The sequence below is a fragment of the Sulfitobacter donghicola DSW-25 = KCTC 12864 = JCM 14565 genome, assembly GCF_000622405.1.
Classification (GTDB): Bacteria; Pseudomonadota; Alphaproteobacteria; order Rhodobacterales; family Rhodobacteraceae; genus Sulfitobacter; species Sulfitobacter donghicola.
In genome coordinates, this window is record NZ_JASF01000005.1 from 2,023,275 (window position 1) to 2,043,459 (window position 20,185).

General features: G+C 54.1%; 24 protein-coding genes. 16 read left to right on the top strand and 8 right to left on the bottom strand.

Annotated elements, in window-relative coordinates; translation table 11 throughout:
- Positions 1 to 21: 21 nt before the first annotated feature.
- On the top strand, positions 22 to 987 hold the full coding sequence (locus Z948_RS0110960; RefSeq protein ID WP_025059611.1) for an NADPH:quinone oxidoreductase family protein: 966 nt from the start codon (positions 22 to 24) through the stop codon (positions 985 to 987).
- Here Z948_RS0110960 and Z948_RS0110965 read toward each other — a convergent pair.
- The gene (locus tag Z948_RS0110965; protein ID WP_025059612.1) at positions 984 to 1,961 is read right to left on the bottom strand and encodes a DMT family transporter; all 978 of its coding nucleotides are present in this window, start codon (positions 1,959 to 1,961) and stop codon (positions 984 to 986) included. The genes Z948_RS0110960 and Z948_RS0110965 overlap by 4 nt on opposite strands.
- An 80-nt stretch (positions 1,962 to 2,041) precedes the next feature.
- On the opposite strand from Z948_RS0110965, the gene Z948_RS0110970 reads away from it, so the two are divergent.
- From Z948_RS0110970 to Z948_RS0111025, 11 genes are all read left to right on the top strand, one after another.
- Positions 2,042 to 2,560 carry an SRPBCC family protein gene (locus tag Z948_RS0110970; protein WP_025059613.1) on the top strand — a complete coding sequence of 173 codons (519 nt, stop codon included), beginning with the start codon at positions 2,042 to 2,044 and terminating at the stop codon, positions 2,558 to 2,560.
- A 67-nt stretch (positions 2,561 to 2,627) separates the two neighbouring features.
- Positions 2,628 to 3,560 (top strand): ABC transporter ATP-binding protein, encoded by a 933-nt coding sequence (locus tag Z948_RS0110975; protein ID WP_025059614.1) that lies wholly within the window; start codon positions 2,628 to 2,630, stop codon positions 3,558 to 3,560.
- Positions 3,557 to 4,318 carry an ABC transporter permease gene (locus Z948_RS0110980; RefSeq protein ID WP_025059615.1) on the top strand — a complete coding sequence of 254 codons (762 nt, stop codon included), beginning with the start codon at positions 3,557 to 3,559 and terminating at the stop codon, positions 4,316 to 4,318. Before Z948_RS0110975 ends, Z948_RS0110980 begins: the two co-directional genes overlap by 4 nt.
- Positions 4,319 to 4,367: 49 nt before the next feature.
- Positions 4,368 to 5,165, top strand: coding sequence for a S49 family peptidase (locus Z948_RS0110985; RefSeq protein ID WP_025059616.1), 798 nt, complete (start codon positions 4,368 to 4,370; stop codon positions 5,163 to 5,165).
- A 165-nt stretch (positions 5,166 to 5,330) separates the two neighbouring features.
- Complete coding sequence (locus Z948_RS0110995) at positions 5,331 to 6,293, top strand: calcium/sodium antiporter (protein WP_037952221.1); 963 nt, start codon at positions 5,331 to 5,333, stop codon at positions 6,291 to 6,293.
- Positions 6,294 to 6,304: 11 nt separating this feature from the next.
- Positions 6,305 to 7,084, top strand: a complete 780-nt coding sequence (locus tag Z948_RS0111000) for an SDR family oxidoreductase (RefSeq protein WP_025059619.1) — start codon at positions 6,305 to 6,307, stop codon at positions 7,082 to 7,084.
- A gap of 283 nt (positions 7,085 to 7,367) precedes the next feature.
- Positions 7,368 to 9,233, top strand: a complete 1,866-nt coding sequence (gene uvrC / locus Z948_RS0111005; RefSeq protein WP_025059620.1) for an excinuclease ABC subunit UvrC — start codon at positions 7,368 to 7,370, stop codon at positions 9,231 to 9,233.
- Between the two features lie 69 nt (positions 9,234 to 9,302).
- Positions 9,303 to 9,968 carry a CDP-diacylglycerol--glycerol-3-phosphate 3-phosphatidyltransferase gene (gene pgsA, locus Z948_RS0111010; RefSeq protein ID WP_025059621.1) on the top strand — a complete coding sequence of 222 codons (666 nt, stop codon included), beginning with the start codon at positions 9,303 to 9,305 and terminating at the stop codon, positions 9,966 to 9,968.
- Entirely contained in the window at positions 9,968 to 10,213 is a 246-nt protein-coding gene (gene moaD, locus Z948_RS0111015; protein WP_025059622.1) for a molybdopterin converting factor subunit 1, read from the top strand. Before pgsA ends, moaD begins: the two co-directional genes overlap by 1 nt.
- Position 10,214: 1 nt before the next feature.
- Complete coding sequence (locus Z948_RS0111020) at positions 10,215 to 10,658, top strand: molybdenum cofactor biosynthesis protein MoaE (RefSeq protein ID WP_025059623.1); 444 nt, start codon at positions 10,215 to 10,217, stop codon at positions 10,656 to 10,658.
- Between the two features lie 81 nt (positions 10,659 to 10,739).
- Positions 10,740 to 11,186, top strand: coding sequence for a universal stress protein (locus Z948_RS0111025; protein WP_025059624.1), 447 nt, complete (start codon positions 10,740 to 10,742; stop codon positions 11,184 to 11,186).
- A gap of 7 nt (positions 11,187 to 11,193) precedes the next feature.
- On the opposite strand, the gene Z948_RS0111030 is transcribed toward Z948_RS0111025, so the two are convergent.
- From Z948_RS0111030 to ubiA, 3 genes are all read right to left on the bottom strand, one after another.
- On the bottom strand, positions 11,194 to 11,520 hold the full coding sequence (locus Z948_RS0111030; protein ID WP_025059625.1) for a hypothetical protein: 327 nt from the start codon (positions 11,518 to 11,520) through the stop codon (positions 11,194 to 11,196).
- Entirely contained in the window at positions 11,517 to 13,415 is a 1,899-nt protein-coding gene (locus tag Z948_RS0111035; protein WP_025059626.1) for an OmpA family protein, read from the bottom strand. Before Z948_RS0111035 ends, Z948_RS0111030 begins: the two co-directional genes overlap by 4 nt.
- 63 nt (positions 13,416 to 13,478) lie before the next feature.
- Positions 13,479 to 14,453, bottom strand: a complete 975-nt coding sequence (gene ubiA / locus Z948_RS0111040) for a 4-hydroxybenzoate octaprenyltransferase (RefSeq protein ID WP_025059627.1) — start codon at positions 14,451 to 14,453, stop codon at positions 13,479 to 13,481.
- A gap of 12 nt (positions 14,454 to 14,465) precedes the next feature.
- On the opposite strand from ubiA, the gene Z948_RS0111045 reads away from it, so the two are divergent.
- From Z948_RS0111045 to Z948_RS0111060, 4 genes are read left to right on the top strand one after another with little or no spacing between them, the layout of a single operon-like run.
- Positions 14,466 to 15,188 carry a 16S rRNA (uracil(1498)-N(3))-methyltransferase gene (locus tag Z948_RS0111045; RefSeq protein WP_025059628.1) on the top strand — a complete coding sequence of 241 codons (723 nt, stop codon included), beginning with the start codon at positions 14,466 to 14,468 and terminating at the stop codon, positions 15,186 to 15,188.
- Positions 15,185 to 16,066: a GNAT family N-acetyltransferase gene (locus Z948_RS0111050; RefSeq protein WP_025059629.1), complete on the top strand. Its 882-nt coding sequence runs from the start codon at positions 15,185 to 15,187 to the stop codon at positions 16,064 to 16,066. The genes Z948_RS0111045 and Z948_RS0111050 overlap by 4 nt, the downstream gene beginning before the upstream one ends.
- Positions 16,053 to 16,580, top strand: coding sequence for a hypothetical protein (locus Z948_RS0111055; protein WP_025059630.1), 528 nt, complete (start codon positions 16,053 to 16,055; stop codon positions 16,578 to 16,580). Before Z948_RS0111050 ends, Z948_RS0111055 begins: the two co-directional genes overlap by 14 nt.
- 53 nt (positions 16,581 to 16,633) lie before the next feature.
- Positions 16,634 to 18,004 (top strand): glutamate--cysteine ligase, encoded by a 1,371-nt coding sequence (locus Z948_RS0111060; protein ID WP_025059631.1) that lies wholly within the window; start codon positions 16,634 to 16,636, stop codon positions 18,002 to 18,004.
- Positions 18,005 to 18,010: 6 nt separating this feature from the next.
- Here the strand turns inward: Z948_RS0111060 and Z948_RS18040 are convergent, their stop codons facing one another.
- The 4 genes from Z948_RS18040 to Z948_RS0111080 all read right to left on the bottom strand — a co-directional run bounded on the left by Z948_RS18040 (position 18,011) and on the right by Z948_RS0111080 (position 20,146).
- Positions 18,011 to 18,592 (bottom strand): DUF805 domain-containing protein, encoded by a 582-nt coding sequence (locus tag Z948_RS18040; protein ID WP_025059632.1) that lies wholly within the window; start codon positions 18,590 to 18,592, stop codon positions 18,011 to 18,013.
- Positions 18,593 to 18,728: 136 nt separating this feature from the next.
- Positions 18,729 to 19,079: a hypothetical protein gene (locus tag Z948_RS0111070; protein ID WP_025059633.1), complete on the bottom strand. Its 351-nt coding sequence runs from the start codon at positions 19,077 to 19,079 to the stop codon at positions 18,729 to 18,731.
- Positions 19,080 to 19,113: 34 nt separating this feature from the next.
- Positions 19,114 to 19,551, bottom strand: a complete 438-nt coding sequence (locus Z948_RS0111075; protein WP_025059634.1) for a hypothetical protein — start codon at positions 19,549 to 19,551, stop codon at positions 19,114 to 19,116.
- A 61-nt stretch (positions 19,552 to 19,612) separates the two neighbouring features.
- The gene (locus Z948_RS0111080) at positions 19,613 to 20,146 is read right to left on the bottom strand and encodes a GbsR/MarR family transcriptional regulator (RefSeq protein ID WP_025059635.1); all 534 of its coding nucleotides are present in this window, start codon (positions 20,144 to 20,146) and stop codon (positions 19,613 to 19,615) included.
- Positions 20,147 to 20,185: the final 39 nt, after the last annotated feature.

Below are 20,185 nucleotides of genomic sequence, written 5' to 3' on the forward strand. Positions count from 1 at the left end.
CAAATGAAGGGGTGCCATTTAATGCGGGCCATGCAAGTTACCGAACACAATTCGCCACTGGCGCTGCAAACTCTGGACACGCCGATGCCCGCAGCGGGAGAGGTGCAAGTGCAGGTCGCGACCTGTGGGTTGAACTTTGGCGACACGTTGTTGGTAAAGGGCAGTTATCAGGAAAAGCCTGCGCTGCCTTTCACACCGGGTATGGAGCTTGCCGGAACGATCACAGCGGTTGGTGAAGGCGTTGAGGGGCTGGAGATCGGGCAAAGGGTTGTGGCCTATAGCGGTATTGGCGGGCTTGCTGAATATGCGGTTCTGTCGGCCAAGATTTGCGTGCCTCTGCCAGATCAGATGTCTTTCGAAGATGCCGCGGCCTTTTTGATCACCTATGGCACCAGCCATCTGGCGCTGGGCGCAAAAGCGGGGCTGCTGGAGGGCGAGCGCCTTTTGGTTCTTGGCGCGTCGGGGGGTGTTGGGCTAACGGCGGTCGAGTTGGGGCATCTTATGGGCGCCGAAGTCATCGCCTGCGCCCGTGGCGCTGATCGGTTGGCCATTTGCGCGCAAAAAGGTGCCGACCACCTGATCGATTCCGATACGCAAGATATCCGAGAAACGGTAAAGGCGCTGGGCGGTGCCGATGTTGTTTATGACCCCATCGGCGGAGACCAGTTCAAAGCTGCCATGCGCGCCAGCAACCAAGGCGCGCGTCTGCTGCCCTTGGGGTTTGCCAGCGGCGAGGTGCCACAGATACCCGCCAACATCTTGTTGGTGAAGAACATGACGGTTCTAGGTTTTTATCTGGGTGGATTTGCCAAGCTAAACCCAAAGGCCATGACGCAAAGCATCGAGACCCTGATAGGATGGTATGTTGAAGGCAAACTAAAGCCCCATGTCAGCAACGTTCTCCCGTTGGAGAAAGCGAATGAAGGTTTGGACCTTTTGAGAACACGCCAAGCCACGGGAAAAGTTGTGGTGCAAGTCGCCAGCTAGTGACGCCTTGCAACGGGGCGGGGGGTAACCCGTTTGGCTTTAACCCGCTCTCGAAAGAAGACAAACAGGCCCGAGGCAAGGATCAGGGCGATCCCTGTCCAGACCTCCCATGTGGGTAAATCAGAAAACGCAAGGAAGCCCCAAAATACCGCCAAAGGCAGGCCAATATATTCAAACGGGGCAACCGTTGCTGCATCCGCAAGGCGATAGGCCTGACTAAGAGCATAGCCAATCAGCCCGCCGTTAACGCCCAGACCCAAAAGAACCCATTGATCCTGTTGGGAGGGCCAAATCCATGCGCGAAAGAGGAATTGAAGCGACTCATTGGTGACGGTCGCCGCGAATTTCCCATCCCCTGCGATCAAGAAAAAGAACGCCGAAACAAAGACAAACGTAAGTTGGATGTAGATGGCAAGCGCCGAGGCGGGGGCCTTTACACCCAGTTTGCGTGTCATCAACTGGTTGAGCGCATAGGTGAGCGCGCCAAGGACTGGCAGCAACATCACAATGCGTGACACCTCCAAGGTTTCGGAAGGCTCCCACGGGCGCTGCATGATGAGAACGCCAATAAAGCCAACCAAAACAGCCCCAAATCGTATCGGCCCCACCTTTTCGCCCAAGATCGGGATAGACAGGATCGTGATGAAAAGGGGTGCGGCAAAGAATAACGCGGTGGCATCGGCCAAGGGCATCACTGCCAAGGCCAGAAAAAAGGACATGTTGGCGATCACAACCAAAACCCCGCGAAAAACATGTAGCAAAGGCTGTTCTGTGCGCAGTGCAGACAATCCGCCTTCAAATTGAAGAAAGACAAAGCTGACACATAGCGCGATGGCCGAGCGAAAGAAGATAATTTCATGCAACGGATAGCCGTTGGAGAGGCTTTTGATCAGCATATCATTCAGAGAGATGCACAATACTCCAAATAGCACAAAAGCTATAGCGAGGCCGGCGCTGTTGGAACGGGTTGTCATTCTGGTACTTTCATCAAACGCATTGCAGCTGTCTAGAAAAATACATAGCGTGCTTCCTGACCACCTGAGGAGAGCCTACCATGCAAATGTCCGATACACGCCAGATTGCTGCGACACCAGCGCAAGTTTACGCAGCGCTTTTGGATCCGGAAATGCTGAAAGCGTGTGTGCCAGGTGCGACCGAGGTCGAAGGCTCTGCCGAAAGCGGGTTTGTTGCTACGGTGGTGCAAAAGGTTGGGCCGGTAAAGGCAACGTTTAAGGGTGAGGTTTCGATCAGCGATCAAGTGCAGGACGTTTCTTTGCGGATCGAAGGCGCTGGCAAAGGTGGCGCTGCGGGTTTCGCAAAAGGGGGCGCGGATGTTCGATTTGCCCCGAGCGATGATGGCTGCGAGCTAAGCTATGATGTCGAGGCTAAGGTGGGCGGAAAGCTGGCCCAGCTGGGGAGCCGTATCATTGACGGTTTTGCCAAAAAGATGGCCGATCAGTTCTTCACCAACCTTCAGGAAGCGCTGGAAGGTCCGGCAGAAGGCGAAGCCGCGGAAGGTGGTGACGCAGAGGCACCAGCGAAAAAGGGTTGGTTTGGTCGCACCAAAACCTAACCCTTAAAAATTCTTGGTGCTTGGTTGCATTCCAGTCTACCTAGGCCGGACCTAGCGGGAGGTCTATATGACTCATATTCTTGAAATTTCATCTTTGCGCAAAGCCTATGCAGATGGCTTTGAGGCTTTGAAGGGTGTAGACCTGCAAATCAACGAGGGCGAAATTCTTGCCTTGTTGGGGCCCAATGGAGCTGGCAAAACCACTCTTATTTCAACGGCTTGTGGGATTACGACCGCGACATCGGGAACCGTGCGTGTCGGTGGTTTTGATACGGTCGAAAACTTTCGCCAAGCGCGTTCGATCATCGGGTTGGTGCCGCAGGAGATCAATCTGGAACCTTTCGAGAAGGTCATCAATACGGTTAAGTTCTCTCGCGGGTTGTTTGGAAAACCGTCCAATCCGGCGCTGATCGAGAAAATCTTGCGACAGCTGTCTCTATGGGACAAACGCAACAACCAAATTCGCGAATTGTCAGGCGGTATGAAACGTCGCGTCCTGATTGCAAAGGCCCTTAGCCACGAACCAAGGGTGCTGTTTCTGGATGAACCCACAGCCGGAGTGGACGTAGAGCTGCGCCGTGACATGTGGGAAATCGTCGCCGAGCTAAAGCGGGATGGCGTAACGATCATCCTGACAACCCACTACATCGAGGAAGCCGAGGCGATTGCGGATCGTGTCGGGGTTATTGCCTCTGGTGAAATCCTATTGGTCGAAGACAAAGAAAAGCTGATGGCGCGCATGGGCAAGAAAGAGCTGGAAGTACAACTGTCTGCCCCGATCACCGAAGTGCCTGAAAATCTGATGTCGGATGCGCTAAGGCTGTCTGCTGATGGCAGTGCACTGATCTATACCTATGATACCAAAGGCGAACGGACTGGGATCACCCAGCTATTGGCTGATGTTGCCGCAGCTGGATTGGTTTTGCGTGATGTGGTTACACGGCAATCAAGCCTTGAAGATATTTTTGTGGACCTTGTTCACGAAGGAGAGGCGTCATGAATTGGACAGCTATTAAATCTATCTACTTTTTTGAAATGGCACGGTTTTTCCGCACCATCGCGCAAAGCTTTATCTCGCCTGTTTTGTCGACCTCATTGTATTTTGTGGTGTTTGGCGCGGCGATTGGCAGCCGAATACAGGAAGTCGAAGGCGTTTCTTATGCGGCGTTTATTGTGCCGGGTTTGATTATGCTCAGCGTGATCACCCAAGCAATTTCTAACGCAAGTTTTGGTATCTATTTCCCAAAGTTCATCGGAACCATTTTTGAATTGCTCTCGGCACCGGTAAATTTTCTGGAGATCGTGATCGGATATGTCGGTGCTGCGGCGACTAAGGCATTGTTTATTGGTGTCATTATCCTTGCGACGGCCTATCTATTTGTGGATTTTCAAATCCAGCATCCTTTCGCGATGATCGGGTTTCTGGTGCTGACTTGCATCAGTTTTGCGCTGATGGGGTTCATCATAGGCATCTGGGCGGGCAGCTTTGAGCAGCTGCAACTGGTGCCGCTTTTGATCATCACGCCCTTGGTGTTCTTGGGGGGATCTTTTTATTCAATCTCGATGCTTCCGCCTGTTTGGCAGGTGATTTCCCATTTTAACCCAGTGGTTTACCTGATTTCCGGCTTCCGGTGGTCCTTCTTTGGGCAGGCAGATGTTTCCATTGGGCTTAGCTTGTTCGCGATTAGCGCGTTCACGGCCCTATGCCTTGGCGTGATCTGGTGGATCTTCAAGACAGGCTGGCGCATCCGCCAATAATCTCGCGCACCTCCTTGTTGCGGCGCGCGGGGCGCTCTACATGTGAACCATGAAACAATGGCTTCCCTTTATAAAAAGCGACCCAACGGTCGCAGTGATCCGCCTATCCGGTGCGATCGGTTCATCAGGGCGCGGTGCGCTGAATGATGCAACCCTTGCGCCTGTTATCGAAAAAGCGTTTTCGAAAGGCAAACCTGCCGCAGTTGCCTTGGAAGTGAACTCTCCCGGGGGAAGTCCGGTGCAGTCGTCGTTGATCGGTGCGCGCATCCGTCGACTGGCCGAGGAAAAGGAAATTCCGGTTATCGCCTTTGTCGAAGATGTTGCTGCTTCGGGGGGATATTGGCTGGCTGCGGCTGCGGATGAGATTTACGCTGACGCGTCTTCGGTTGTTGGTTCTATCGGCGTTATTTCGGCCAGCTTTGGCTTGCACGAGCTGATGGAGAAAAACGGGGTAGAGCGGCGGGTTTATACTGCGGGAAACTCCAAATCCATGCTGGACCCTTTCCGCCCTGAAAAGGCAGAGGATGTGGCTCGCCTGAAAGAGCTGCTTGAAGATATTCACGTTAATTTCAAAGAGCATGTTGCAAGCCGCCGCCTAGGTAAGCTGGCTGAGGATCGTGATCTGTTTACGGGTGAAATCTGGCTGGCGCGCAAGGCAATCGAGGTCGGGCTGATCGACGGGATTGATCACCTGAAACCTCATCTGACAAAGCGGTTTGGCAAAAAGGTCAAGCTGCGCCGCTATGGTGCGAAAAAAGGGATGCTCGACCGGTTTGGAGCGCGGATTGTCGGTGATGTGCTGCACGGTGTAGAAGAGCGTGCGCAATTTGCGCGATTTGGGTTGTAGTATGATCTTAAAGATAGTTGCTCTGTTTTTGGTTTTTATCGGCGTTTTGGGCTGGTTTGGTAAGATGCATTGGATTGGCGGCAAGGCGCTGACCCAACGCAAATGCCGTTCATGTGGACGTTACCGCATTGGCAAAGGGCCCTGTGCCTGTGGAGGTAAGCGGGGATGATCGCTGCGTGGTTACTATCTGGGCTTGGCTTGCTTATCTTGTTGTTGGCGGGTGATGCGCTGGTCAAAGGTGCCGTTAACCTGAGTTTGCGGATCGGGATTCCCGCGTTGATCGTCAGTTTGACGATTGTTGCCTTTGGGACTTCTGCGCCAGAGCTGCTGATTTCGATCAAAGCGGTTTTGGATGATGTTCCCGGTATCGCATTGGGGAATGTTGTCGGGTCAAACACGGCCAATGTTTTGCTGGTGCTGGGGGTGCCGGCGTTGCTGGCGACGATGCACACGTCTGAATGCAATACGCGCAAGTCCTATAATCATATGATCTCGGCCACGCTGCTGTTCATTGCGCTGGCCTATCGCGGTGTTTTTGACTGGATTGCAGCCCTCGCTTTGTTGGCGGCTCTTGGGGCTATGTTGTTTGATGCGGCTAGCGATGCGCTGGCGCATCAAAAAGATGGGGCTGCCTGTGCTGGGTCCGAAGAGGATGATCTGGAAGGGGTTGATCCTGATATGCCAACTTGGCGGATCGGATTGTTTTTGATCCTTGGGATGATCGGCCTGCCTTTGGGGGCTGGTCTGCTGGTCGACAATGCGACAATCATCGCAAAGGAATTTGGTGTTAGCGATACAGTTATCGGGCTGACCCTCGTCGCAATCGGGACTTCGCTGCCTGAATTGGCGACAACCGTCATGGCCGCGCTGCGCCGACAAGCGGACGTTGCGCTTGGCAATGTTATTGGTTCAAACATGTTTAACCTGCTGGCCATTATCGGTGTTGCCAGCCTTGTCGGGCCTATTCATGTTGATCCCGAGTTTTTGCAATTTGATCTCTGGGTCATGTTGGGGGCATCGCTGTTGCTGGTGCCGTTTGTCTATCTAAAGCAGAACCTGACCCGCCTTTGGGGGATCGTGTTAACGGTATTATATGCCACTTATCTGTTTGTGGTTCTTGCTGGCTAAAGGGCGATCTAATGAAGCGAGCATTGGTAACGGGCGCAGGGCAGCGGCTGGGGCGTGCTATGGCATTGTATCTGGCAGATCGGGGTTTTGATGTGGCGGTGCATTACGCAACTTCAGCAGTTGAGGCGGATGAGGTCGTAAGCCAGATCAAAGGCAAAGGGCGCAATGCCGTTGCGATCAAAGCAGACCTGTTGAATGTCGATGAGATGGAAGAGCTTTTGCCGGCAGCCTCAAAGGCTTTGGGCGGGGTAATCACCTGTCTGGTGAACAATGCATCAATTTTTGAATATGACTCGATATCCAGCGCAACGCGAGAAAGCTGGGACAGGCATCTAAATTCCAACTTGCGCGCGCCTTTGGTTCTGACCCAAGCGATGGCAGCACAAAATCTGGATGCCGCAGTGGATGAGGCCGGAGAAGCGATTGCCACAGGTTTGGTTGTAAATATGGTGGACCAAAGGGTGCGTAAACTCACCCCAGAGTTTATGACCTATTCTTTGGCCAAGATGGGGCTTTGGACGTTGACGCAAACCACCGCTCAGGCCTTGGCGCCGGCCATTCGCGTGAATGCCATAGGGCCGGGACCAACACTTCAGGGCAGCCGTCAATCCAGCGCGCATTTTGCCGCTCAGCGGGGGGCGACAATTCTAAAACGGGGGGCAAATCCAAGTGATGTCACCGCTGCGTTGGGCTATTTTCTGGACGCGCCAAGCGTGACAGGGCAGCTGATTTGTACAGATGGCGGGCAGCATTTAGGGTGGAAAACACCAGATGTTTTGGGTGTGGAATAACGCCATGGGAAAAAAGTTCTGCACGTACCCCTAGAAATGGCACGAATTTGGTACAACCTTTGCCTGTTAAGGGTTGTTTTACATGGGTGAAATAAAAATACTTATTTAAATCAGTTGCTTAAGTGAGCGCCTAATTTTTAACCACGTTAACGAAGTGTTTAGAATTTAAAGAAAAATCAAGGGCGTCCAATACTTATAGACAGAGTTATCCACAGTAAAAGTGGACATGTTTTTGCTTGTATCTATTAGCGTAACGTGGAGAGAAACGGAGAATCGAAGCGAGATGCCTGAAGCTGATAACACCCCTGCCACTGGCCATGAGGTCATTCAGGCATATCTGAAGACGCTGGATGGCTCTCCGGGCGTTTATCGGATGCTCGATAGCGAAAGCCGCGTTCTCTATGTGGGTAAGGCGCGTAATCTCAGAGCGCGGGTAAGTAGCTATGCGCGCCCCACGGGCCACAGTGCGCGGATCGCGCGGATGATCGACAATACAGCGTCGATGATGTTCCTAACGACCAAGACTGAAACCGAAGCTTTGCTGCTAGAACAGAACCTGATCAAACAGTTAAAGCCAAAGTTTAATGTGCTGTTGCGCGACGACAAAAGCTTTCCCAATATTTTGGTGACGGACCGCCACGACTATCCCCAGATCAAAAAACACCGCGGTGCGAAAAAGGAAAAAGGGGCGTATTATGGCCCTTTTGCCAGTGCTGGGGCGGTGAACCGGACGCTTAATCAGTTGCAGCGGGTTTTCTTGTTGCGCGATTGTTCGAACTCGCAATTTGAAACGCGCACACGGCCATGCCTTCAGTATCAGATCAAACGGTGTTCCGCGCCTTGTGTGGGCAAGATCAGCGCCGAGGATTACGCCCAGACTGTCGATGACGCCAAGAAATTCCTATCCGGGAAAAGCACAGGCATCCAAACGCGGCTGGCCGCTGAAATGGGCAAGGCCTCGGATGAGATGGAGTTTGAGCGGGCGGCGGCATTGCGCGACCGGATCAAGGCGTTGACGCAGGTGCAGACAACGCAGGGCATCAACCCCAAAGGTGTTACTGAGGCCGATGTCATCGCTTTGCATATGATCGGTGGGCAGGCTTGTGTTCAGGTGTTCTTTATCCGCTCTAGCCAAAACTGGGGTAATCACGATTATTACCCACGGGTTGGTGCGGATGTGGGTGAGGCAGAGGTGCTTGAGGCGTTTATCGGCCAGTTTTACGATCAACGTGATCCACCGCGCCAGTTGATCCTCAGCAATGAAATCGAAAACCCTGATCTGATGGCCGAGGCTTTGAGTTCCAAAATTGATCGAAAAGTCGAGCTGTTGGTGCCTCAACGCGGTGAAAAGGCCGAGCTGGTGGATGGTGCGCTGCGCAATGCGCGCGAAAGCCTTGCGCGCAAGCTGGCAGAAAGCGCAACACAGGCAAAGCTCCTCAAAGGGCTGGCCGAGGCGTTTGAGCTTCCCAAGACGCCAGAGCGGATTGAAATTTACGACAACTCGCACATTCAGGGGGCTTTCGCCGTTGGGGCGATGGTAGTCGCTGGTGCAGAGGGGATGATCAAAAATCAGTACCGCAAGTTCAACATTCGCGGTGATGAACTCACCCCTGGTGATGATTTTGGCATGATGAAAGAAGTCCTGACACGTCGGTTCAAACGTCTGATCAAAGAGGATCCAGAACGCAAAGAGGGGCATTGGCCGGACCTGTTGTTAATTGATGGGGGCGCAGGGCAGGTGAGTGCGGTGCGCGAAATTATGCGGGAATTCGGTGTCGAAGACATTCCGATGGTTGGTGTGGCCAAAGGGCTGGAGCGCGATGCCGGTAAAGAAGAGTTCCACCGCACAGGCAAACCTGTCATGGCCCTGCGACATAATGATCCAGTGCTGTATTTTGTCCAACGAATGCGCGATGAGGCGCACCGTTTTGCAATTGGCACGCACCGTGCCAAACGGGCCAAAGCGGTGGGCGCGACGCCGTTAGATGATGTACCAGGTGTCGGGGCGACACGAAAACGCGCCCTATTGGCGCATTTCGGATCGGCCAAGGCTGTGAGCAGGGCAAATTTGCATGATCTAAAAGCGGTCGAAGGCGTCTCTGACACATTGGCTGAAACAATCTATGCTTATTTCCACGAGAAAGGATGATGCCAATCTGGCACTTTTGTTTTCACCTTCGTGCTTTTACGTTTTGGAGCTGCGGTGTAGGTTAAAAAGATGAAGTGGAATGTACCGAATATCCTGACCGTCTTGCGGTTGCTCGCGGCCCCCTGTGTGGCCATCATGTTTCTCTATTTTACGCGCCCTTATGCCGATTGGTTCGCGTTGATGTTGTTTATCTCGGCAGCAGCAACGGATTGGATCGACGGCTATCTGGCGCGCGCGTGGAAGCAGGAAACCAAGCTGGGGGCGATGCTGGACCCGATCGCTGACAAGGCGATGGTTGTCATCGCCTTGATGGTGATCATCGGTTTCTCCAGCTGGTCGCCTTGGCTGGTCCTTCCTGCCACGGTGATTTTGTTTCGCGAAGTGTTTGTTTCGGGGCTGCGTGAGTACCTAGGCGATACCGCAGGCACGCTAAAGGTCACCAAGTTGGCCAAATGGAAAACAGCCCTGCAAATGACGGCCATTGCGGTCCTGTTTAGCCAAGGTGTTTTTGAACATTACCTAGGGATGAGCATCTATGGCATGGATAGCGATATGGTTGATGCGATCCTGACGGGGCAGGAAGAAGACGTTCTGGGCCTTGCTTGGAAAGCTGCTGCAATGGAATGGTCTGGCCGGATCGGGCTTTGGATGCTTTGGCTTGCTGCGGCTCTTACGGCCATTACGGGCTGGGATTATTTGATGAAAGCTATGCCGCACCTCAGGGAGGGTCGCTAATGGATGTGTTGTATTTTGCTTGGGTCCGCGAACGGATCGGGATCCCCCGTGAGGTCATCGAAACAGATGCCGCCACGGTGAATGATCTGGTCGCGCAATTGCGCACAAAGGAAGAGCGTTACGCGGTGGCCTTTGAGGATCTTTCAGCCCTGCGTGTTGCGTTGGATCAAGAGCTTGCGGATTTTGATGCGCCCCTTGCTGGTGTCCGCGAAGTTGCGTTTTTCCCACCAATGACGGGTGGCTAAGATGCGTGTATCAGTCCAGAGCGAACCGTTTGATCTAGGGCAGGAAAGCACGACCTTTGCGTCGGGCCACCGGAACATGGGTGCGATCGTTACCTTTACCGGTATTGTCCGCGACCTACCGGATGATCCAATGGACGCGATGGAGATAGAACATTATCCAGGCATGACCGAGAAAGCGATTGCGACCATCACCAAGGAAGCGATAGAGCGGTTTTCCTTAGGGGACGCGCTGGTGATCCATCGGCATGGCCGTTTGCATCCAGGTGAGATGATTATGATGGTTGCAACGGCTGCGCGTCACCGCAAAGACGCCTTTGAGGCTGCAACCTATCTGATGGATTATCTAAAGTCGCGCGCACCTTTCTGGAAGCGGGAATTATCCGCGTCTGGCGCTGCGTGGGTGGCTGCCAAGGATGAAGACGAGGCCGCGTTAGAGCGCTGGTGATCCTGATCGTTGATCCACATCAAGGCAAAAGCGAAACGCCCTGTGGTAATATTTCCGAACTTCCTCAAAGGAGATTGGGAAATGATCACTTCGATTGTTGTTGGCGTTGATGGCTCAAAATCAGCGGGACGGGCATTGCTGATGGCTTGCGAGATGGCAAACCAGTTTGGTGCCGCTTTGCATATTTCACATACGCCACGCGATGAAACAGTCACCCATGCTGTTGAGGCGATTTCAGGATTTTACGTAGGCCCAAATGCTGCACACCAAGAGGTGTTGCAAGAAGCTGCAGAGAAATTGATTGATGGCGCTCGCAAGGTTGCGCTGGATGCAGGGGTTGAGCAGGTTGAGGTAAATGTGGGGCAGGGTGATCCGGCCCGTGATCTGACCGAGATGGCCCAAGCTGTTAACGCCGATCTGATTATTACAGGCAGGCGGGGCTTGGGTGATTTAGGCGCATTTGTTTTGGGCAGCACTTCTCATCAGATCAGCAAACAGGCGAAATGCGCCTGTATGACTGTTCCTTAAACGGGGATTACCCTGCGCGCTGGCTGTCGATGTAGGCGCGCATTTCTTCTGCTTCGTGACGAGCGTCGCGCAGACCATCCATGGCTGCGCGCAGCTCTGCTTCGGTCTGGGATAGCTGATTGGTTAACTCTGCTTCGCGTTGCTGCAGGTAAGTTATCGCTTGGTCGCGGGTTTCTTCTGCTTCATGCAGTTCTTGGCTCATCCGGTCCAGCTGGGCAACGTCGTCTGCTGCAACGCGGGTAAAGCGGTGCAAGAGCCAGTTGGCAAACCAACCCATGCAAAACGCAACAAATAGAATGATGGCAGTCGCGAGGACAAATTCAAATCGGCTCATTCGGATGCGCTTTCTTCAGTGGTCGTATCAGAAGCTGTATCACCGTTTTCTGCGGCGGTTTCCAGCGTTGTTTCATCGGGGGTCGAAGCGGTCTTTGGACGCACCAGTCGGAATTCGATCCGCCGGTTCGCTTCGCGGCCTGCTTCGGTGTCGTTATCCGCGACAGGGCTTTCCTCGCCATAGCCAACCGCCTTGAACGATTTGGTAACGACTCTGCGCGCACGCAACTCGTTCAGAACAGATTCAGCGCGGCTTTGACTCAGGGCGAGGTTCATCTCTTCGCGGCCTTGGCTATCGGTATAGCCTTGGATTTCGAGGCGCAGATCACCGCAGCGTTTCAGTACGGTTGCAATATCATCCATCGTGCCCAAAGCAGAGGAATCGATTGTTGCAGAGCCAGGTTCAAAGTTGATCTTTCCCGCAGCTACAATCGCAGCAACCTCTGCTTCGCACTCATCCGGTGTGGGCAGGCCCAAAACCGGATCAAGTTTCTTTTGGTAGGTGACGTTTACATCAAAGGGCGTGCTGTCCCCCAGTTTGCCTGCCAATAGCGAGGCAATCTCGGTCGAGGCGTCAGGGTTTCCGGTGTTGCCGGATAGAACCAATGTTTCGGGGGTGACTGTAACGGCGCCATTGCTAAGTTGCCCCAGCCCTTCAAGGCCAGCAAGGACACGTGTCGCCCAATCAAGGGGGAGGTCATCAACAACGCGGGTTGCGGAATATACTTTGTCCGAACCAAAGCGGGCCTTTGCAAAGCTGGTGGTGAGTTCGCGCAAGGCGATATCGTTCACGCGGCCACGCAGCTGAACCTGACCTTCAGGGCTGAGGGTGGCGGTGAATTCGGCTGGGCCTGCGTTTGGATCCTGCTTTTCGGGCAGTTTGGACTGTAGCGCAAACAAAGGTGGCAGGCTGTTTTCCAGCTCACCAACAATCTTGTCGAACTCGGACTGGCTGGTGCCAGCGGCCGCAACCAGTGAAATATCGGCATCAGCAATTGTAACAGACCCGCCGCCAAGTTTTGCCAAAGCATCGATTGAAGCGGTGACAGCATCCGCCCAACGTGGGCTAGGAACACCCAGACCTACGGTACAACGTGAATTGATCGCGCCAGCGTTCTGCGCGGCTGTTGTGATTTGCTTGGCGGCTTTTTCTGAATCCGCCGAGCAGGCATCAAAGCTGGCACCGTCTTTTGTGATCTGAAACCGCGTGGTGAAAGGTGTGATAACAGGGCGGGGCGCTGAGATGTCCAAGGTAAGCGAGATTTGATCAGGGGCCATACGATTAAGGTCTTGAACCAGCTGTGCCTTTTCTTGTGCGCTATCTGTGATCGCAGTGATGGAAACACTTTGTGCTTGGACGGATACTTTTGCACGGGGCAGGCTGCTCATCGCGGTGAGGGCAAAGTCCAATGCGCTTTCCCAGCCATCTGGCGCGGGGTAATCGGCGGTTTCCAACAGGTCGGTAACATCGTTTGCCCCAGCAAGGCTGTTGAAGCGGGCGATCACATATTCGCGGTCCGTACTAGAGGGGATTAAACCGATTACCGACAGGCCGCTATCGTTTCGCAAGACCTCGGCAGAAAATTTTGGCGCTGCTAGGGCTTCTTGGGCCGCGACGCCCATGTCGTCGATCACGCGCGCGGCGTCGACAACTGATCCAGCAGTGGTTAGGGCGGCAAATCGGATTGCTTCGGTGGCGGCAACACCAGATAGTGACACCTGAAGGCCATTCGCTTCGACTTCGGCCCATGTCATGCCCTTGGCATCCAGCGCATCACGGACGCTGATTTCGGATGAGTCTTCGATCAATTTTACCGAAAAGTTCGCGGCGACCAATGCAACAACAGCGGCGGCGGCAAACGTCAGGAAAATTGTGAGCATGGAAGAGAGGCGCATAGTCACTTTCGAAATGGTTCAATTATTAGGCATTGGTTTACGCTGCTGCTGGCTGCGGTGCAATCACAGGAGTAGTGCTGCGGCGAAAAAGAGCAGCGGGATTATGCCGGTATCCCTATTAACGCGAAACAGTTGCAACATTTTGGCCGAATTGTGGATGTCCAACCCGCGCAATTGCCACGCCATATGCCATCCCATCGCCCAAGGCCCCAAAATTGCGAGGGCCAGCGCAAAGACCGATCCGTTTGGCAGAACGGCGTAAACAACGGCCAGCCCCATCAATCCCACCGTGGCCATGAGAAAACGGCGCAACCACTGACCAGAGTTTTCGCCAAACAGCCGCGCCGTGGATTTTACCCCGATGAGCGCGTCATCTTCGGTGTCTTGGTGCGCGTAGATCGTATCGTAAAATAGCGTCCACGCTATCCCCGCAAGGTACAACACAACAGCAGGCGCGTCCAAACGCCCCGTATGCGCGGTCCAAGCAAGCAACGCACCCCAGTTGAAAGCAAGGCCCAAGAACATTTGTGGCCACCATGTGAACCGTTTTGCAAAGGGGTAGATCGCAACAGGGACAAGAGCCAGAACGCCAAGGCGGATCGCAGCCGAATTAAGGGTGAGCAAAATAGCAAAGGAGATGACCGCTTGGACCACCATCCAGATTGTTGCGCCTTTTACAGTGACCTGCCCCGAGGGAATAGGGCGCGACCGCGTGCGCGCAACCTGAGCGTCAAATTCGCGGTCAGTAATGTCATTCCATGTACATCCCGCGCCCCGCATCAGAAATGCACCAATAGCGCAGCCAATAAATATCCACAGATCATGCCATGTCGGCTGACCGTCATACAGCATCGCAAGGGTAAGACCCCACCAGCAAGGCAGCAAGAGTAACCATGTCCCGATGGGCCTGTCCGCGCGGCTTAGCCGTAGGTAGGGGCGCGTTGGCGCTGGCGCATATAGGTCGACCCAATTGTCCGAATAGGCATCTGCAACCATTCCATTGTTGCTCGGCTCTGGTGATGGGGCGTTGTCTTGCATATATCCACCCTTATGGACGCGAAAATTAGACTTTATGTAGAGCACCCTTTAGGGGTTGGGCAATCGGTTCCTTTAGATAAGGGGCAGGCACATTACCTTTTTGGGGTCATGCGACAGGCTGTTGGCGGGCAGGTTCTGCTGTTTAATGGCCAAGACGGAGAATGGCGTGCATCGATTGCCAAAGCTGGCAAGCGGGCGGGTGAGCTAATCTGTGAAGAGCAGACGAAACCGTTGCAGATGCCGCCCGACCTTTGGCTGTGCTTTGCGCCGATCAAAAAGGCGCGAACCGATTTTATCGTGGAAAAGGCAGCAGAAATGGGCGCCGCGCGGATTGTGCCGATGCAGACCGAGTTCACCAATTCGGGCCGTATTCAACGCGATCGCTTGCAGGCCCATGCGGTTGAGGCGGCTGAACAATGTGGGGGCACCTACGTTCCCGAAGTGGCTGATATGGTTCGCTTTGATCGGCTGTTGCATGATTGGAACCCCGACAGGCGCATCATGTTTTGTGACGAGACCCTCGCCGCATCCCAAATAGGAAGCCAAATGGATACGGCAGGCCCATGGGCGATTTTTATTGGGCCAGAGGGGGGCTTTTCCCAAAAGGAAGGGGACCGGTTGAGAGCACTGGACTATGCAACTTCGGTTTCTTTGGGGCCTCGTATTTTGCGTGCAGATACCGCAGCAGTTGCCGCGATGACGATTTGGCAGCAGGCCCTAGGGGATTGGGTGTGACCACAGCCGCTCGGTTATTGCGAGAGGTAGGCCCAGACGATGTTGTTGCCTTGGAGGCCTTCCTAGCCCTGCATCCCGAGACGTCGATGTTCCTTCGTGGAAATCTGGCGCAGTACGGGGTGAGGAACAGCGAGCATCGTTATGGGACAACCTATTGGTTAAAAGGATCGCGAGGTGTCGAGGCTGTAGTTGCCTGTAGCAACGGGGGCTATTTGATGTGTCAGGCTCCGGACCAAGGGCCAGAGTTCTGGGATGCTGCCGCGCGTGTTCTGGCAGGGCGATCTGTTGAGGGGATTACAGGTGTACCAGATCAGGTTGATGCTTGGGTCACTGCATTAGGGCTAAAGATCGAGGCCTTTGCCGTTAAAGAAACCGAGCCTTTGTACCGGTTAGACCTTGAAGAACTCCGCAAGCCGAATACCTCGGATTTAACATTGCGCAGGCCAACCCCTTTGGACAGGGGTTTTTTGTGTAAATGGTTTGAGGGCTATTCGCGGGATACAGGTATGAGGCCAACTGACGGGGCGACCAGTGAAGCGGCTGCTGAAACGTTTTCTCAGCATGATGCTGCGCGGATATTGGCGCTGAACGGAGAGCCTGTTGCGATGACATCGCTAAATGCCCGAGTAACTGACACGGTTCAGATCGGCGGCGTCTATGTTCCTGATGTATGGCGAGGCCGCGGGTTTGGAGGCGCCGCCGTGGCGCTTCAACTTGCTGAACTAAAAGCCCAAGGTGTTAAAACCGCCATATTGTTTGCTGCGAATGAAATAGCGGCGAAAGCCTATGAAAGAATTGGTTTTAACCTCATCGGGGAATACGAGATTGCTTTGTTCAAGGCTCCTTTAAAGGTGGAAGGAAACGATGATGTTTTTTAGACCTGAGGCTAAGGCAGCTCTTTGGCAATGGCGCGAAGTTCTGGTTGGGGCTGGGCTTGCCTTGATTGGTATTTGGCTGATCGTGGGGCCGGGATTGTTGCTGTCTGTACCAGGGTGGGCTTTAATCCTAGCGGGCGTTGCTTTGGCTGTGGTCGGAGTGCAACGCGCGCGGTTTCGCGGGGCAGGGGACGGGCCGGGTGCTGTTCAGGTGGATGAAGGGCAGATTGCCTATTTTGGTCCTTTAACCGGCGGTGTTGTCGCGCTAAACGCGCTTGAACGGTTGAGCCTCGATGCAACGTTACGCCCCCCGCATTGGCGGTTAGACGCGCCAGAACAAGATGCGGTTCTTATTCCAGTAAACGCGGCAGGTTCTGACGCCTTGTTTGATGCTTTTGCCACCTTGCCCGGTCTGAAAACCGAAAGGATGCTGCGCGAGCTGCGGTCTGATCGCAACCACGCAGTTGTGATTTGGGAACGCTCCCCCTTGCGTCCGGCCCATGCCTTGCTGCATTGACGAAGTTGAGAATCTCCGCAAGGCTGCGGAACACACTATAGCGGAGCGCATCCATGTCTATTCCCCAATCCGGCGGCGGCCCGATCGAACATTTTGATCAACTGGCCGAGTATCTTTCCGATGGATGTAAGCCCAAAGATCAATGGCGTATCGGCACCGAACACGAGAAGTTCGGCTATTGCAAAGATACGCTTTTGCCGCTGCCCTATGAGGGTGATCGCTCGATCCGCGTGATGCTTGAGGGGCTGCGGGACCGCCACGGCTGGGCCCCTGTCGAAGAGGCAGGCAAGCTGATCGGCCTTGAAAAAGACGGTGCGAATGTGTCGTTGGAACCGGGGGGGCAGCTGGAGCTATCTGGCGCGCCCGTTGAGACAATTCACGAGACATGCGACGAGGTGAACACCCACCTGCGTGAAGTGCAGGACGTCGCCGACGAAATCGGTGTGGGCTGGATTGGCCTTGGTGCCGCGCCTGAATGGACCCATGAGCAAATGGATTTGATGCCCAAGGGGCGTTACAACCTGATGAACGACTATATGACCAAGGTCGGTACAATGGGCCGTGTCATGATGCGCCGGACCTGTACGGTTCAGGTGAACCTTGATTTCGGATCCGAGGCAGACATGGTGCAGAAAATGCGCGTTGCTGTTGCCTTGCAGCCTGTGGCGACGGCTTTGTTTGCGAACTCACCTTTCTTTGAGGGCAAGCTGAACGGCCATAAATCATGGCGTAGCCGCGTGTGGCGTGATCTGGATGATGCGCGCACAGGGATGATCCCCTTTGTCTTTGACGAGGGCTTTGGCTTTGAGGCATGGGTGAACTACGCCCTCGATGTGCCGATGTATTTTGTCTACCGCGACGGTAAATACGTTGACGCGCTGGGCATGAGCTTTCGTGATTTTATGGAAGGCAAACTGCCTGCCCTTCCCGGAGAGACCCCAACCCTGAGCGATTGGGCGGACCATCTGACAACGGCATTCCCCGAAGCGCGGATGAAGAAATTCATTGAGATGCGCGGTGCTGATGGTGGCCCATGGCGGCGTCTTTGTGCCCTACCAGCCTATTGGGTGGGCATGATGTATGATCAATCCGCTTTGGATGGGGCATGGGATTTGGTCAAAGACTGGGATGCGCAAACCCGCGAAGAACTGCGCGTTGCGGCGTCCGTTGAGGGGCTTCAGGCCGAAGTGAACGGCCTAAAGATGATTGATCTGGCGCGCGAAACTGTCGCCTTGTCCGAGGCTGGCCTAAAGGCGCGTGCACGCAGTGGCGCGGGTGGCTTGGTCCCTGACGAGACACATTTCCTGAATGCACTGAAAGAAAGCGTCGAGACAGGCAAGGTCCCAGCGGATGAGCTGATTGACTGCTATAACGGTGAATGGAACGGCGATATCAGCCGCATCTATTCCGATTTCTCTTACTGATTTTTCTTATACTGCCGCGGCGGGTTTCAGAACCTTGCTGCGGTAGTATTCAGAAATTTCGGCCTTGCGCGCGGCTTGCATTTCGGGCGTTACCTCTTTGTCTTTTTCAAACAACAGGGCATAGCCCTGCATGGCCCGTTTGTGCGCATCTATGGTAACAGGTGGCGCTGAGGGGTTGTTCAACGCTGGTTGTTTCGGAGAGCCATGAAGGCCAGATTTGCCGCTGCTTGGCAGTAGGTACATGACAAATAGCGCCAGCCAGCCAACGATCGGAATGAAGCTTATCAAAAGCCAAAATCCCGAAAAGCCTGCGTCGTGCAGACGGCGGATCGACAGGCTTAGTATTGGGACGAAAATAACAAGGGCGATGAGCGGTGAGGCAAAGCTAGCTGCACCCAGTTCAAGAATGGCGTTTTGTCCATGTTGTTGCACCAAAGAAATGAAAGTCAGCGCGTCGAAAACTGTGGCGACAAGATAGATTGTCGTGAACAGTAGGTAGGGCCACCAGAATTCGGACCGTGTGGAACGACCCGAAAAGTTGAAGATATGCACAAATGCCTGAGTGATGGCAGTGAACGGTCCGGTCATTTCTGGCTCCTTTGTTGCGTGTGGGCATTCTGCTGGGGTGGCGTGGCGCAAAAAGGGGAGGATTGTGGAAAATTGAGGGCAGTCACCAAAACAGGCCGACCAAAATGGCCGGCCCGTTGGATTTATCAACTTTTGATCAGGCTGGTTCAGCTACCGGATCTTTGCGTTGATAATCTTGCATAACGGCGCGAAGGGTGCCGACCGCTTGGGTGAAACCCAAACCTAGGCAAAGCGCGGCGAAACCCAGCGCGGCCAGAAAGCCTACCATAGGCGCGTCGTTCAGAAGGGGCAGCACGGCGCCGATCAAAATGACCCCTCCTGCGCCAATCGCTGCGAAACCGGTTGCGATGGTCACTGCGGCGGCGCGGATGGCGGCGCTGCTTTCGGGGCATTGCCCTAGTAAGGTGCCAATGCGCAGGATCATGGCGGCAAGGGCGGTTAAGGCTCCAAAGCCGAGGATGATGTAAAGGACGGCAAGTACAATCATGAGTTCGTTCCTTTTGTTGATTGTGTGTGATGAATTAGAATTTGCGGGGCTTGGCGTAGAAATCGCGGCGTAGTTTTCTGTAGATGAAGCCAAAGAAATACGCCCATGCGGGCCCAAAGATCATGCCAAAGCCAGTATACCAAAGGCCCATGCCGAATAGATCTTCATCGTCTGTGGCCACTGCGACGAGCACCACCAAGAGCATGAAAAAGGAAATGACAATGAAAGCGAGGAAGGCCAAATCGCTAGGCTCTGCATCATGGTGGCGTAGATACCACAGCAAAACGGGTAGCCCGATTACCAGATAAACCGGACCGCCAAAAGCTAGGGCGAAAACGGGTATGAATAACAACCAGAAGGACGTCGCGGTAAACAAAATCGGACCGCCAATCAGTGCGATAAAGAATGCAACCGGATCAACGATATAGCGATGCGGATAGGGGAGCGGCGGAGCGACGATGGGGTTTTGCATGTCAGTTCCTTTCTGTTTTATCATTCATTTCTGTCATAACAGAAATAAGTGGGTAAAAGTTTTAGCTGTCTTTGCCTTTTGGCAAAAAGCGGGCGATGCGACCGCCCAGTTTGATCGCGGCCATCTGTACGGATCGGGGCAGGCGGGTGACATCCGTGTACCAGTTGTCAAACATCTGCATCGTTTCTAGCGTCTCTTTAATGCGGGCCTTTACGGCAGGGGGTGTTGCGTCTTGCTCGGCTTCGCGTTGCACCTCTTCGAGGGCGCGCAGGGTGGGAACATATTCCCGCTCGCGGCGGCTTTCGATGACGGTGGTGGTCAGGTCAAACATGTCGCGGATCGAGGTAAAGTGATCGCGGCGATCCCCCAATTTGCGCTGTGATTTGACCATGCCAAGGCTTTGCAGCTCCTTCAATCCGGTCGAAACGTTTGAGCGGGCCAAGTTCAGTAGATCGCAGATTTCATCCGCACTCAGCGGGTCAGGAGCGATGTGCAGCAGCGCGTGGATTTGTGCCACTGAACGGTTGGTGCCCCATTTGGCGCCCATGTCCCCCCAGTGGAGGATAAAGTTCTGCATGGCTGGTGTCAGGTGCATCGGAGCGACTCGTTCTTTAATTTCTGTATGAACAGAAAT